The sequence below is a fragment of the Sphingomonas segetis genome (genome assembly GCF_009720245.1).
GTDB classification, from domain to species: domain Bacteria; phylum Pseudomonadota; class Alphaproteobacteria; order Sphingomonadales; family Sphingomonadaceae; genus Sphingomicrobium; species Sphingomicrobium segetis.
Genome location: NZ_WJSQ01000076.1, coordinates 1 through 12,786 on the forward strand (window position 1 = coordinate 1; position 12,786 = coordinate 12,786).

Sequence of the window (12,786 nt, forward strand, 5' to 3'; positions counted from 1 at the left end):
ACAAAGAGATCGGCCGAGGTGAGCAGCCTCTGCGGATCCAGAACGAAACCCGAAAGCACCACGTCTTCAGCGACACCCAACTGTTCTGCCAGCTCAAGCAACTCCTCCCGCAGCGCCCGACGAAGCGATGGAGCTTGCCGAGAATGCGGCGGGAGCCGCGAGCGAGCCGTGGATCGGCGCACGCGACCTTGCGATCCTGCTGCTGCTCTACGGCGCCGGCCTCCGGGTCGCCGAGGCGCTGTCGCTGACCGGTGCGATCCTGCCGATCGGGCAGACGCTGCGTGTCACCGGAAAGAGGTCGAAGACGCGGGTGGTGCCGATCGTCCCCGCGGTTCGGGAGGCGATCGAGGAATATGTTCGGCAATGCCCCTATCCCGTCAGCCGCGATGCGCGGCTGTTCGTGGGTGCGCGCGGCGGGCCCCTCAATCCCGACCTCGTCCGCCGCGTGGTTGCTGCTGCGCGGCGGAGGCTCGGACTTCCCGATACGCTGACGCCGCATGCGCTGAGGCACAGCTTCGCGACTCATCTGCTTGCGCGTGGCGCGGATTTGAGGGCGCTCCAGGAGCTGCTCGGCCATGCGAGCCTGTCCTCGACGCAAATCTATACGGCGGTGGACGCGGCACGCCTGCTCGACGTTTATCGCCACGCCCACCCCCGCGCCTGAGCGAAATCAGTGGAACGCAAAACCAGGCGCCGCAGCGGGCCGGCCAGTGGGGCTGCCGGCCGCCGCGACAGCAATGGCTATACAGGGCTCGGGTAAACCGAACCTCTTGCAAATAACCGTTTCGGACTAACAGCTTGCGCCGAAGTGGATCAATTCGCGCGGGCCGCGAGCCGACGCTCGATCGCTTCCCAGATCAGGGCCGGGGTGTCGGTGCCGTTGAACGCGTCGATCGGGACGATCCCGGTCGGCGAGGTGACGTTGATCTCGGTCAGCCACTGTCCGCCGATCACGTCGATCCCGACGAAGACGAGTCCGCGCTTGCGGCATTCCGGGCCAAGCAGCGCGCAGATTTCCTCCTCCCGCGCGGTCAGCTCGGTCTTTGCAGCGGTGCCGCCTACGGCGAGGTTGGAGCGGATTTCGCCCGCGCCCGGGACTCGGTTGATCGCGCCGGCGACCTCTCCGTCGACGAGCACGATTCGCTTGTCGCCCTCGGCGATCGCCGGGAGGAATTTCTGAATGACGTGCGGCTCGCGATAGCCGGTGTTGAACAGCTCGATCAGCGAGGCGAGGTTGCGGCCATCCTCGCCGATGCGGAACACCGAGCCGCCGGCGAAGCCGTGCAGCGGCTTGACGACGATCTCGCCATGCACTGCCAGGAACTTGCGGGCGAGCCCGAGCGAGCGCGTGATGGCGGTCGGCGGCATGAACTGCTGGAAGTCGAGGACCCACAGCTTTTCGGGCGCGTTGCGGACGCTTGCCGGATCGTTGACGACCAAAGTCTCGCCTTGGATCCGCTCGAGTAGGTGCGTCGCCGTGATGTAGCCGAGGTCGAACGGCGGGTCCTGGCGCATCAGCACGACGTCCACGTGCTTGCCGAGATCGAGGATGCGCGGCTCGCCGAAACCGTAGTGATCGCCTTCGACGCGCTGGACGGTGACGGGGTAGCCCATCGTCCACAGCCGCCCTTCGGCAAAGCTCAGGTCGTGGGGCGCATACCAGAACAACTCGTGCCCGAGCTCCTGCGCTTTGAGCATGATCGCGAAGGTCGAATCGCCGACGATGTTGATCCGCTCGAGCGGGTCCATCTGCACGGCGACGCGGAGGCTCATGCGCAGCGTCTAGTAACGGCGGCGGCTGCTGTCACCTTGCCACACGTCAGGCAGGTGCCTCGGCCAGCGGCCGGGGACGATGAACAGCGCATCGATGCGGATGTCGTCGTTGGCCTTCATGTAGCGCGGCGCGAGGCGTTCGGCCGCCACGACCACCCTGCGCAGCCGCCATTCGTCGAGCGCGAACGCCGCTGCCTCCTCACTCGCGCGCGCCTTGACCTCGACGAAGGCGAGCGTGCTTCCGCGGCGCGCGACGATATCCACCTCGCCCCCAGGCACGCGCGCCCGTCGCGCGAGGATTCGCCAGCCCTTGAGACGAAGGTACCAGCAGGCGAGCGCTTCGCCGCCACGGCCACGCTTTTCGGCGGCATGGCGGTTCATTTCGAGCGCTCGAGGGCTCGGGCGTATGCACGCTTGCGCGGAACGTTCAGCCGCTCGGCGACCTCGGCGGCTGCTCGCGAGGGCGAGAGCCGCAGCAGCGCCTCGTCGATCGCGGTATCGATCTCTTCGTTGCTCGCCGAAGCCGCCTCTCCGGGCGGGGCGACGACAATGACGATCTCGCCTTTCGGAGCAGCGTTGAAGTAGCGCTCCGTCAGCTCGCTCAGGGTGCCGGTCACGCACTCTTCATGGAGCTTGCTGATCTCGCGGGCGACCGCCGCGTCGCGCTGTCCGAAGCCTTCGGCGAGCGCGGCGAGGGTGGCGCAGAGTCGTGGCCCGCTTTCGTAAAGCACGAGCGTAGCGCGGACTCCGGCGACCTCCGCAATCGCTTCTGCGCGCGCCTTCGCCTTGGCTGGCAAGAAGCCGAGGAACAGGAAGCGATCCGTCGGCAGCCCGGCAAGCGTCAGCGCTGCGGTCACAGCCGATGGCCCCGGCACCGTGTGCACGGAGTGCCCCGCGGCGCGCGCGGCGCGGACCAGCTTGTAGCCGGGGTCGGAGATCAGCGGCGTCCCGGCGTCGCTCACGAGCGCTATCGCCCGGTCGCCGAGCTCGGCGACAATCCGCTCGCGCTGCTCATCGCTCGAATGATCGTCGTAGCGGCCCATCGGGACCCTGGCGGCAATGTGCTGCAGCAGCTTGGCGGTGACCCGCGTGTCTTCGGCGAGAATTCGGTCGGCGCGGCGGAGCGTGTCCGCGGCACGCGGCGATAGGTCGCCGAGATTTCCGATGGGTGTCGCGACGATATGCAGGCCCGGTGGGAGGGGATCACTCATGCGCCGCGATTAACCCCTTCCAATTGAACCGGAAAAGAGTCATCGTTGCGACTTCCGTCATGTACCTGGGGAGAGGTGCGATGATTGCATTGCTCGGCGCTTCGACGCTCATGCTCGCGGCGCTTCAGGCGTCGATTACCGCGCCGACGAGCGCGTTTCGCGACTGTCTCCATGACGCGGCCGACAAGGCCACGGGCGAGAAGGTGAGCGGCGACACGATCGAGACTTACCTGCGTAGTGCCTGCACCGTCCAGATGGGGACGCTCAAGGACGCGCTGGTCGCTTTTCGAGTGAAGAACGGCATGAGCAAGAAAGCTGCGGCGGACGACGCGCAGATGACGATCGACGATTATGTCGCGACGCCAGCAGACAATTATCGCTTCTTTGCCGAACGGAACGCGGCAAAGCCGACGCCCGCTGCGGCGCCGGCGACGCCGCAGCCATCTACCCCGCAGCCGCCGCAATAGTAAGCGGTCGAGGCGCGAGCTGAACCGCTGCGATATCGCCGAGGATGTGGTCGAGGAGCAGGCGGCCGGCTGATGTGAGTGCGATCCGCGTACCGTCGAGCTTCAGGTGACCCGAGCCGGCGAGCCGCTCGACTCGGTTCCAGTCGACGATCGATCCGAGGGCGAACCGCGAAGCAATCGAATCGACGTCGACCCCCTCGCGCAGGCGAAGACCCATGACAAGCGCTTCGTCCGCCGCTTCCGTCGGCGAAAGCTGCGCTTCTTCGCCGATCCCGTGTCGATTTCGCGCGATCGCCGACAGGAAATTCTCCGGCTTGCGGTGGCGAACGGTGCGCATGCCGAGCCGCCGACCGTGAGCACCGGGTCCAACACCGGCATAGTCTCCATAGCGCCAGTAGGTGAGATTGTGCCGGCTCTCATGCCCGCGCCGTGCATAGTTGCTGATCTCGTAGGCGGGCATGTGCGCCTCCGACGTCATGGCGTCGGTCAGCTCGTACAGCGCCGCGGCTGAGTCACTGTCTAGGGGCCCGAGTTCGTTCTTTGCGTCCATGCTCGCGAAGCGCGTGCCCGGCTCGATCGTCAGCTGGTAGAGCGAGAGGTGCTTCGTGCCGAGCGAGAGTGCCTGGGCGAGCATTGCCGACCAGCTCGCCTCCGTGTCTTCCGGAAGCGCATAGATCAGGTCGAAGCTGACCCGGCGGAAATTGCGCTGCGCGATCTCGAGCGCTCGAAAGCCCTCGCTCGCAGAGTGGGCGCGGCCAAGGAAGCGCAGCGCCTTGTCGTCGAAACTCTGGAGCCCGAGGGAGAGGCGGTTGACGCCGGCGCGGGAAAGATCGGCGAAGCGGTTAGCCTCGACCGAATTCGGATTCGCCTCGAGCGTGATCTCGATGTCAACGGCAGGCGCCCAGTGCGCCGTCGCCGCGACGATGATCGCTTCGGCGGTGCCGGGATCCATCAGCGACGGCGTGCCGCCCCCGAAGAAGATGGAGGTCAGCCGGCGATTGGGAAGCAGCCGCGCCTCGTGTCGAAGGTCGGCAAGCAGAGCCTCGCGCCATTGTTCCTGGTCGATGCCAGCGCGCACGTGGCTGTTGAAGTCGCAGTACGGGCATTTGCTGACGCAGAACGGCCAGTGGACGTAGAGGGCCAGCGCCTCTCCACTCATTCGTTCAGCGCCTGCAGCAATTTGCGGAACGCGTCGGCGCGGTGGCTGATCGAGTGCTTGAGCTCGGAGTCGAGCTCGCCGAAGGTCTGCTCCTGACCGACGGCAACGAACATCGGGTCGTAGCCGAAACCCCGATCCCCGCGGGGCGGCCAGACGAGGATTCCGTCGACTCGCCCGTCGAACGTTTCGGTCTGCCCGTCGTTTGGCCACGCAATCGCGAGCGAGCAGGCAAAGTGCGCGGCGGGCGGCGCGTCCGGCTCGGCAGCCTCGACCTCGCGCCACACCTTGTCCATCGCGCGCATCCAGTCGCGCTTGCCATTCTCGTCCTCGGCCCAGCGCGCGGAGAAGATGCCCGGCCGCCCCTGCAACGCATCGACGCACAGGCCGCTGTCGTCGGCGAGCGCCGGCAGGCCCGAAAGGTCGGCGGCCTGACGCGCTTTGAGGTCCGCGTTGTCCGCGAAAGTGTTGCCGATCTCCTCCGGCTCTGGAAGGCCGAGATCGTCGGCGCCGACGCAAGCGATGCCGAGTGGAGCGACCAGCGCCGCAATCTCGCGCAGCTTGCCGGGATTGTGGGTGGCGATGACCAGCTTTTCGCCAATCGGTCTCATCGACCGACCGCCTTGAGCTGAGCTGTGAAAATGTCCGAGCAGCCGATGCGTGCGAGTCGAAGCAGCCGAAGCAGCCCCTCCTCGTCATAGCATTCGCCCTCCGCCGTAACCTGCGCCTCGACCACCAGCCCGTCGGCGGTCAGCACGAAATTACCGTCGCACCCTGCCTGGCTGTCCTCTTCATAATCCAGGTCGAGCACCGCCGTGCCATTGTGGAAGCCGCAGCTCACCGCCGCGACCTGGGTGCGGATTGGGTCGACCGCCATCGCCTTGGTTTCGAGCAACTTGTCGACCGCGATCCGGAGCGCGACCCAGCCGCCCGAAATTGATGCCGTGCGGGTGCCGCCATCGGCCTGGATCACGTCACAGTCGACGATCACCTGCCGTTCGCCGAGCTTGGGCAGGTCCACGACGGCACGCAACGAGCGGCCGATCAGCCGCTGAATCTCCTGGGTGCGGCCCGACTGCTTGCCCTTGGCGGCCTCGCGGTTGCCGCGCGTGTGGGTAGCACGCGGGAGCATCCCGTACTCGGCGGTCACCCAGCCCTGGCCCTTTCCGCGAAGGAACGGCGGAACCTTCTCCTCGACGCTAGCCGTGCACAGCACGCGCGTGTCGCCGAAGCTGACGAGGCACGAGCCTTCGGCATGGCGGGTGAAGCCGGGCTCGAACCTGAGCTCGCGCATCTGGTCGGGGACGCGTCCGGATGGGCGCATAGGGGCTATTCTCCTGATACAGGTTCGGGGGCGTCCCTAGACCGCTGCAGCGCTCAATCCTAGATGCATGGGCATGGCCCAGCCGATCAGCGAACTCACCGACCGCATGCGCGAAATCTTCGGGCTGGTCGTCGAGTCGTACCTCGAACGAGGCATACCCGTTGGCTCGAAGGCGATCGCCGGCTCGATCAGCCTGTCGCCCGCGTCGATACGCGGCGTGATGCAGGAGCTCGAGGAACGGGGACTGCTCACCCACCCGCACACGTCGGCGGGCCGGGTCCCGACCGACACCGGGCTTCGGCTGTTCGTAGACGGGATCATGCAGGCCGCAGCGCCCGACCCGCGCGAGAGACGCGAAATCGAGCGGCAGATCGCTCGCGACCAGCCGATCGAGGATGCGCTTGCAGCCGCATCGGCGGCGCTCTCGGGCCTCAGCCAGGCCGCCGGCGTGGTGCTCGCACCGAAGCGCGAGTTGGTGCTCAGGCAATTGAGCTTCGTGCCGCTGAACGAGCGCCGCGCGCTTGCGGTGCTCGTCGGCGCCGACGGAAGCGTCGAGAACCGGATCGTTTCGCTCGACGGGGAGACGACCGCCCACGCCCTGACGGAAGTCGCCAATTTCATCAATGCACGGCTGGCCGGACTCACACTCGCCGAAGCCGAAGCGCGACTCCGCGCCGAGGTCCGCGAGCGCAAGGAACTGGTCGATGCCGCCGCTGCCGAGCTGGTTGCCTCCGGCCTCGCTGCGTGGAGCCACGATCACGCGCGCCGGCCGGTGCTGATCGTGCGCGGCCATGCGAACCTGCTCGACGCGACCGCAGCCGACGACCTCGAGCGTGTGCGCAGCCTGCTCGACGAGCTCGAAGAGGCGCAGGAAATCGCCCGGCTGCTCGAAAGCGCGCACGACGCGCCGGGTTGCCGAATCTTCATCGGATCGGAGAACCGGATGTTCGCGCTTTCGGGTTCTTCGGTGATTGCCGCGCCCTATCGCGGGAGCCAGGGGGAGGTCGTCGGCGTTGTCGGGGTGATTGGTCCCACGCGGTTGAACTATGCGCGCGTGGTGCCCATGGTGGATTTCACGGCGAAAGCACTCACGAGATTGATGGCATGATGGACGCGACCAAGGACGACGAGGAACTCCACGAGGAGGCCGAGGAGCTGCGCAACGAGACGGCGGAAGGCGCGCCGGAAGTCGCGGAGCACGACCGTGTCGCCGAGCTCGAGAAGCAGCTCGAGGAAGCACGGTCCAGGGCGCTCTATGCGGTAGCGGAGACCCAGAATGTGCGCCGCCGGCTGGAGCAGGAGCTGCAACAGGCGACGAGCTACGCCGCTGCAGGCTTCGCGCGCGACATGCTGACGATCAAGGACCATCTCGACCGCGCGCTCGCCGCGGTCAGTGACGACCTTCGCGCGGACAAGACCGCGAGCCAGTTCCTTGCGGGGATCGAAGCCACCGCTCGCGAGATCGAAGCTGCGTTCCAGCGCCACGGGATCAGCCGCATCAAGTCGGTTGGCGAGCCGCTCGATCCGCACCGGCACCAGGCGATGATGGAAATCCCCTCCGCCGATGCGCAGCCGGGGACGATCGTCGAGGAAATGCAGGCAGGCTACATGATGAAGGACCGCCTTTTGCGCCCGGCGCTGGTCGGGGTCGCGAAAAAGCCGGACTGACCTGCGTCAGCGCGAAAAGACGGCGCCGTGCGGCTTGCCCGCGCCTGTCCAGCCGTGCGGCCACGTCCGGCTTGCAAAACTGAATCCCGGAACGCCGTCCGCGTCGCGGAATGTCGTGTCAATGCTGAGCGCGCCACTGACAGCGTCGAGCTTCAGCAGATAAGTTCGATCGCCCGGGCGTTCGGAGGTAATCACGATCCGGCCGGTCGCGCGGTCAAGGCCCGTCCAGTGCGCTGCGTAGTCCGGACTGATCACCAGCCGCGACACCTCGCGCGGGTGCGTGCCGTCGGTCATGTCCAGCACGATGAAGCCGTGAATGTCGGGGACGCTTTCGATCAGGTAATGGCCGACGAAGGTCGGCACGCCGCACCAGCTGCCGGGAAAGGTGTAGACCAGCTCCGCCTTCGGCTCGCTGGTTTCCATCCCGCTCACCCGCTCGATTCCGCAGGCGAGGGTCTGAATGTAGGCCGCGCCGTCGGGACCGATGCGGACCTCCTCGGGGCTGATGTGCCCATAGAGTTGCGCCCCCGGATCAAGATGGAACGTCTTGAGCAGCTTCAGGTCGGACAAGCGCCACAGCTGCGCGGTCGTGGCGCGGAGCAGACCGTCGTTTTGCATCGCGGAGTTGGTGGAGAGTACGCGGTCGATTTCGGGCATCACCGCCAGGCTGTACGGCTGAAGCGCGGCATCGGGGAATGCCGGGTCGGCGCTGCTTGCCGAACGCACGGCGTGGCCCGAATCATCGATTTCGACCAGGCCGCCTGTGATCGAGCCGCTTCGGTCGGTCGCGCCGTCCATCATGTTGCCGTGCATGGGCATCGCTCCCGACCGATATTGAAAGGTAGCGAGCACATGGCCGTTCGGAATGCGCAGAAAGCTGTGCGGAAACGCGTAGCCGGCAAGCTCGGTGAACTCGGCGGCGACCTTCGGGTGACGAGCGTCGCGCAGGTCGAAGACAAAGCTGTGCCCGGCGTCGAAATCGTTCGCGAACAGCAAGCCGGCGGCCGGCATTTCATATTCGGTATGGTGCGGGCGAACGCTGACCTGGTCGGTCGCCACGGACGTGACAAGTCGACCATAAGTGGACGAGGAGGGATCCGCATCGATAACGGCAAGGAAGTCCTTGCCCTCGGCCTTCTGGTCGCCCGAGAAGACGAACAAATAATGGCCTTTGTCGGACTGCGCTGCGACTGGCGCCGATTGGAGCGCGGCCGCGCACAATGACGTCGCGATCAATGCTCGAAGCATCGCGTCCCCCCGTAAAGCCTGCCCGACTGAACGTCTCTGCGCTCACTCCTGCGCCAAATCAATTAACCTCGGGAAGTGACCTCAGAACGGGAAATACATCTGGATCGCGACCACGGCGGCAGCCCAGGTGATGAAGTTGAGCGGCAGCCCGACCTTCAGGAAGTCGGCGTAGGAATAACCGCCCATCTGATAGACGAGCACGTTCGTCTGGTAGCCGAACGGGGTCGCGAAGGCGGCGCTTGCGGCGATCATGATCGCGACCAGGAACGGCCGCGGGCTGACGCCGAAGGCCTCGGCCATCGATACGGCCACGGGCGTGAAAAGGACCGCCACCGTGGCATTCGACAGGAGCTCGGTGGCGAACAAGGTCACGCCGTAGAGGATGATCAACGCCAGCATCGGGCTCATCGACTCCATCGTCCCGATCAGCGCGTCGGTCGCGGCAGAGGCGAGGCCGCTCTGCTCGAGCGCAATCCCGAGCACGACCATGCCCGCGATCAGCATCAGCACCTCGGGCCTCAGCCCTTGATAGGCTTCGTCGGCGGTGATGATCCGCAGCAGGATCAGAAGCACGGCGCCGGCGAAGGCGCAGGCGGCGATCGGCGCCACGTTCAACGTGGACAACAGGATCACGAGGATGAAGACGGACAGCGACACAATCGCGCGCAGCGGCTGCAGAGGAACGCTTTTCGAGAAGGCCTCGGCCGAGCCGACCAGTCCGCCCACCAAACCTGCTTCCCTATACTGCTCCGAAGCAGCTGTGCCGCCGTTTTCGCTCGGTCCCGGCTCGTCGTCGACGCGGATCAGGCGGCCGGAAAAGAAGAGGAGGTAGAGCCCGCCTGCAAGCGCGACGAAAAGCCCGACGGGGGTGATCTCGAACATGCCGAAGCGCGGCTGCCCGGCGACCGATGCCATGTCGTTGACCAGGAGGTTGGTCGAGGTGCCGATCAGGGTGCAGCAGCCACCGAGCACCGCAGCATAGGACAAAGGGATGAGGTAGCGTTTGGGCGATCGTCCCAGCGACTTGGCGGCGTCGCGCACGACGGGCGCTGAGAGAACGACGATCGGCGTGTTGTTGAGGAAGGCCGAGGCACCGCCGGCGAGGCCGATCAACACCCATAGGCCGGTAGTCCCGATCCTCCGGCAAAGCACGACCACCTTCTCGATCGCGGCGTCGAGCAGTCCCGACAGCTCCATCGCGTAGGCAATGACGAACAGCGAGGCGAGCGCGATGATCGCCGGGCTGGCGAATGCGCCCTGGACCTCGACGGGCCGAACTGCGCCGGTGATCAGAAGCACCGCCGCGCCGCCCAGCGCAACCACGTCGGCGCGCGCCTTGTCGAGGATCAGCGCGGCGACCACAGCGACCAGGACAGCCAGAGTGACGAGCTGGTCGAAGGTCATGTGCGGCCGTACTTTTCCCTGTTCTTCTCGCGCGCGGCCTTCGCTTCTGGCACAGTGGGCCGATGGTGCACAGGCGCTTCATTTTGCTCGCTGCGATGGTTTCGGTGTTGGCTGCGGCGGGTTGCGGCCGAAACGAGCCGGCGGTGACGCAGAATCGGCCGGCGCCGGCACCTGCAAAGCCGAAGCCTCAACCCGCGATTCCCCTGCCGGAACCGAAGCTCGAGCGCGAGCAGCTGATCTTCACCGCGCTGCGGGCCATGTCCGCGGTCGCTCTCGGCAGGGACGATTCGGCTGCGCAAAAGCAGCTCAAGGGGCGCGAGTTCGAGCTTCGGCTGCGGTTCGGCTGCCCGGGCGTGCCGGCCGCCAAGGCGCGAAGCTGGAGCTACGACGAGAAGCAGCACGCGCTGAGGGCTCATTTCGATGCAGACCTGTCCGCCGAGAGCGTCCCGTCGAGCGACCTGCTGCTCAGGGGCTATGAGGGCGTGGTCGGCTTCACGATCGCGCGGCCGCTCCTGCTGTCGCCCGGATGCCCGACGCCGGAGTTTGCCGCGGTCAGTGCGACGGAGCCGACGATCGCGGTCGCGCAGCTTTTCACGAGCCAGGAATCGCGCGTGCAACGGCCGGAGAAGGCGTACGACCTGACCAAGGTGATCGCGGATTCGGAAAAGCCGACGCAGGGGCTCGACCTCGTCATAAGCGGCCGTTTCCACGAGCTGTCGGATGGGCGCGTCGTCCATTGCGCGGCTAACGATGGCCCGCCGGCCTGCATCCTCGCCGCGAAGCTCGACCGGGTCGCGATCGAAAATCCGGTGACCGGCACGGTGCTCGGCGAATGGAGCCAGTGGTAGCGTTCACCGTGCGAGCAGCCACAGCGCCGCGGTCAGCGCGACGGTCGCCGCCACCGTCACCACGGTGATGAACCGGAGCACGCCGATTCTCACCGTTTCCACCTCGTGCGTGTGCAGACGGTGGATGACGATGCACGCGCGGCGCTCGGCGGCGACAAAGATGACGAGGGCGATCAGCAGGAAGGCGGTCGCGATCGCGTGCGGCACCCACAGGGGCTCGATCCTGCCGAACAATGCATGGAAGCCGAGGCCGATGCCGATGCACCCCAGTCCCGTGCGCAGCCAGCTTCCGAACGTGCGTTCGTTGGCGAGAACGGTGCGGTCTTCTGCGAAATCGGTGCGCTTGCGTGCTTCGGCGGTCGTTTCGGGAACTTGGTGCTGTTCGGCCATGCCGAACGGTCAATGCACCTCGCGGTGATGGGTTGCCGATTTGGTCGCGAGGCTGAAGCGGGGCTCGGGCTCGACTGAGCCGAGAAGGCGCCCCGCGGCGTAGCGGCCGACCTCCGGGCCATGCTTGAATCCGTGCCCCGATCCACCGCCGAGGAGCAGCACGTTGCTCCAGCGCGGATGTAGGTCGATCAGGAAATCGCCGTTCGAGCTGTTCTCATACTGGCAGACCCGCGCTTCGGTGAGGGGCGCCCCCATGAGAAGCGGGAAGCGGCGGTCGCGGAACGCGACGATCTCCGCGAGCGCGGCCTCGGTGGGGCGCCGATCCTGTGTGTCGGGATCGACAGGGACGCCGTGCGCATCGTGCGCGAACTTGACCCCGCGGCTTTCGAGATCGGGAAAGCCGTAAAAGATGTCGCCGCCGTTGAAATCCGCCCACGCCGGCATCGCGCCGTTTACGAAGCGTCGGTCGCCCGACGGTGGTGCAAAGAAGAAGACCTCCTGGCGCGTTGGCAGGATCCTCTGACCGATCACGTCAGGAAACAGCTTTGGCAGCCAAGGGCCGAGCGCGAACACGAAACGGTCCGCCGCGATCCGTTCGCCTGCCGAAAGGCGCAGCTCGTGCAACGCGTTCTCCCTACCCGTGGGTTCCACAGCCGACCCGCGCAAGTAAGTGCCGCCGTCGCGGACAAAACGGTCGACGAGGGTAAGGACCGCCCTCCGCGCCATCAGCGCGCCGAACTCAGGCTCGTACAGCCCGACGCTGATCCCGTCGAAGCCGATCATCGGAAACCGGCGCGCCATTTCGCTCTGGGTCAGGACCTCAGTCGAAAGGCCCGCGCTGTTGTGCGCCGCGATGCTGTCGCGGACGTACGGTTCTTCGGTCGCAAAGAAGAACAGCACGCCGCAGTCGATGAAGATCGGTAGGCCCGAGACGGCGCTCAGTGCCTTCCACTGCGGAAGCGAATCCACCGCCATGCGCGTGTAGATCGCGTCCTTTCCGTAGGCGGCGCGGGTCAGCCGCGATTCGCCCCCCGACGACGCACGGCTGTTCGCCGGACCCCACGCGTCGATCAGCGTGACCTTGTGGCCTTGCCGGAGCAGGTGGTGCGCCGTCCATGCGCCGAACACGCCCGCGCCCACGACCGCGACATGGTCTTTCATGGTTCGCTTGTAGGTCTTCGCGACAGCAGGGGAAACGGCTGCGCCGCCCGCCCCGATCAGGAGCGAGCGGCGCGTGAGCGCGAAGTGCATCCGCGCGCCGTCAGCCGCGCTCGCCGCCCTCGACCGGCGCAGGCGG

The 12,786-nt window shown here is 66.5% G+C and carries 14 protein-coding genes and 1 pseudogene; 5 read left to right on the top strand and 10 right to left on the bottom strand.

The features are described 5' to 3' along the window. Positions 1-52 precede the first annotated feature (52 nt). Positions 53-664: pseudogene (locus GH737_RS08775) on the top strand (tyrosine-type recombinase/integrase); the annotation flags it as partial. Positions 665-813: 149 nt separating this feature from the next. On the opposite strand, the gene gshB reads toward GH737_RS08775, so the two are convergent. The 3 genes from gshB to rsmI are packed head-to-tail and all read right to left on the bottom strand — an operon-like array spanning position 814 to position 2,984. Continuing rightward, the gene (gshB, locus tag GH737_RS08780; RefSeq protein ID WP_155264460.1) at positions 814-1,773 is read right to left on the bottom strand and encodes a glutathione synthase; all 960 of its coding nucleotides are present in this window, start codon (positions 1,771-1,773) and stop codon (positions 814-816) included. Positions 1,774-1,782: 9 nt separating this feature from the next. Next, positions 1,783-2,154, bottom strand: a complete 372-nt coding sequence (locus tag GH737_RS08785; protein WP_155264461.1) for a YraN family protein — start codon at positions 2,152-2,154, stop codon at positions 1,783-1,785. Continuing rightward, positions 2,151-2,984, bottom strand: coding sequence for a 16S rRNA (cytidine(1402)-2'-O)-methyltransferase (rsmI, locus tag GH737_RS08790; protein ID WP_155264462.1), 834 nt, complete (start codon positions 2,982-2,984; stop codon positions 2,151-2,153). Before rsmI ends, GH737_RS08785 begins: the two co-directional genes overlap by 4 nt. A gap of 80 nt (positions 2,985-3,064) precedes the next feature. On the opposite strand from rsmI, the gene GH737_RS08795 reads away from it, so the two are divergent. Further along, complete coding sequence (locus tag GH737_RS08795) at positions 3,065-3,451, top strand: hypothetical protein (RefSeq protein ID WP_155264463.1); 387 nt, start codon at positions 3,065-3,067, stop codon at positions 3,449-3,451. Here GH737_RS08795 and hemW read toward each other — a convergent pair. The 3 genes from hemW to rph are packed head-to-tail and all read right to left on the bottom strand — an operon-like array spanning position 3,429 to position 5,931. Then, complete coding sequence (hemW, locus tag GH737_RS08800) at positions 3,429-4,610, bottom strand: radical SAM family heme chaperone HemW (RefSeq protein WP_155264464.1); 1,182 nt, start codon at positions 4,608-4,610, stop codon at positions 3,429-3,431. The genes GH737_RS08795 and hemW overlap by 23 nt on opposite strands. Continuing rightward, positions 4,607-5,218 carry an RdgB/HAM1 family non-canonical purine NTP pyrophosphatase gene (rdgB, locus tag GH737_RS08805; protein WP_155264465.1) on the bottom strand — a complete coding sequence of 204 codons (612 nt, stop codon included), beginning with the start codon at positions 5,216-5,218 and terminating at the stop codon, positions 4,607-4,609. The genes hemW and rdgB overlap by 4 nt, the downstream gene beginning before the upstream one ends. Continuing rightward, on the bottom strand, positions 5,215-5,931 hold the full coding sequence (gene rph, locus GH737_RS08810) for a ribonuclease PH (RefSeq protein WP_155264466.1): 717 nt from the start codon (positions 5,929-5,931) through the stop codon (positions 5,215-5,217). Before rph ends, rdgB begins: the two co-directional genes overlap by 4 nt. Before the next feature lie 73 nt (positions 5,932-6,004). Here rph and hrcA point away from each other — a divergent pair, with 73 nt between their 5' ends. Both hrcA and grpE read left to right on the top strand, forming a co-directional pair. Then, positions 6,005-7,039, top strand: a complete 1,035-nt coding sequence (hrcA, locus tag GH737_RS08815; protein WP_155264467.1) for a heat-inducible transcriptional repressor HrcA — start codon at positions 6,005-6,007, stop codon at positions 7,037-7,039. After that, complete coding sequence (grpE, locus tag GH737_RS08820; RefSeq protein ID WP_420853435.1) at positions 7,039-7,599, top strand: nucleotide exchange factor GrpE; 561 nt, start codon at positions 7,039-7,041, stop codon at positions 7,597-7,599. The genes hrcA and grpE overlap by 1 nt, the downstream gene beginning before the upstream one ends. 6 nt (positions 7,600-7,605) lie before the next feature. On the opposite strand, the gene GH737_RS08825 is transcribed toward grpE, so the two are convergent. Both GH737_RS08825 and GH737_RS08830 read right to left on the bottom strand, forming a co-directional pair. Further along, entirely contained in the window at positions 7,606-8,847 is a 1,242-nt protein-coding gene (locus GH737_RS08825; protein ID WP_155264469.1) for a selenium-binding protein SBP56-related protein, read from the bottom strand. A gap of 81 nt (positions 8,848-8,928) precedes the next feature. Then, positions 8,929-10,251 carry an SLC13 family permease gene (locus tag GH737_RS08830; protein WP_155264470.1) on the bottom strand — a complete coding sequence of 441 codons (1,323 nt, stop codon included), beginning with the start codon at positions 10,249-10,251 and terminating at the stop codon, positions 8,929-8,931. A 143-nt stretch (positions 10,252-10,394) separates the two neighbouring features. Between GH737_RS08830 and GH737_RS08835 the strand changes: the two genes are divergently transcribed. Next, on the top strand, positions 10,395-11,099 hold the full coding sequence (locus GH737_RS08835) for a hypothetical protein (protein ID WP_155264471.1): 705 nt from the start codon (positions 10,395-10,397) through the stop codon (positions 11,097-11,099). Positions 11,100-11,102: 3 nt separating this feature from the next. Here the strand turns inward: GH737_RS08835 and GH737_RS08840 are convergent, their stop codons facing one another. Next, positions 11,103-11,489, bottom strand: coding sequence for a DUF202 domain-containing protein (locus GH737_RS08840; RefSeq protein WP_155264472.1), 387 nt, complete (start codon positions 11,487-11,489; stop codon positions 11,103-11,105). A gap of 9 nt (positions 11,490-11,498) precedes the next feature. Further along, positions 11,499-12,786: FAD-dependent oxidoreductase (locus GH737_RS08845; RefSeq protein WP_230558717.1), on the bottom strand; the 1,288-nt coding region annotated here is incomplete at its 5' end.

Excerpts from the sequence above, each read along its gene's own strand:
- gshB (WP_155264460.1), bottom strand. The coding sequence starts at position 1,773 with ATGAGCCTCCGCGTCGCCGTGCAGATGGACCCGCTCGAGCGGATCAAC.
- GH737_RS08785 (WP_155264461.1), bottom strand. The coding sequence starts at position 2,154 with ATGAACCGCCATGCCGCCGAAAAGCGTGGCCGTGGCGGCGAAGCGCTC.
- rsmI (WP_155264462.1), bottom strand. The coding sequence starts at position 2,984 with ATGAGTGATCCCCTCCCACCGGGCCTGCATATCGTCGCGACACCCATC.
- GH737_RS08795 (WP_155264463.1), top strand. The coding sequence starts at position 3,065 with ATGATTGCATTGCTCGGCGCTTCGACGCTCATGCTCGCGGCGCTTCAG.
- hemW (WP_155264464.1), bottom strand. The coding sequence starts at position 4,610 with ATGAGTGGAGAGGCGCTGGCCCTCTACGTCCACTGGCCGTTCTGCGTC.
- rdgB (WP_155264465.1), bottom strand. The coding sequence starts at position 5,218 with ATGAGACCGATTGGCGAAAAGCTGGTCATCGCCACCCACAATCCCGGC.
- rph (WP_155264466.1), bottom strand. The coding sequence starts at position 5,931 with ATGCGCCCATCCGGACGCGTCCCCGACCAGATGCGCGAGCTCAGGTTC.
- hrcA (WP_155264467.1), top strand. The coding sequence starts at position 6,005 with ATGGCCCAGCCGATCAGCGAACTCACCGACCGCATGCGCGAAATCTTC.
- grpE (WP_420853435.1), top strand. The coding sequence starts at position 7,039 with ATGGACGCGACCAAGGACGACGAGGAACTCCACGAGGAGGCCGAGGAG.
- GH737_RS08825 (WP_155264469.1), bottom strand. The coding sequence starts at position 8,847 with ATGCTTCGAGCATTGATCGCGACGTCATTGTGCGCGGCCGCGCTCCAA.
- GH737_RS08830 (WP_155264470.1), bottom strand. The coding sequence starts at position 10,251 with ATGACCTTCGACCAGCTCGTCACTCTGGCTGTCCTGGTCGCTGTGGTC.
- GH737_RS08840 (WP_155264472.1), bottom strand. The coding sequence starts at position 11,489 with ATGGCCGAACAGCACCAAGTTCCCGAAACGACCGCCGAAGCACGCAAG.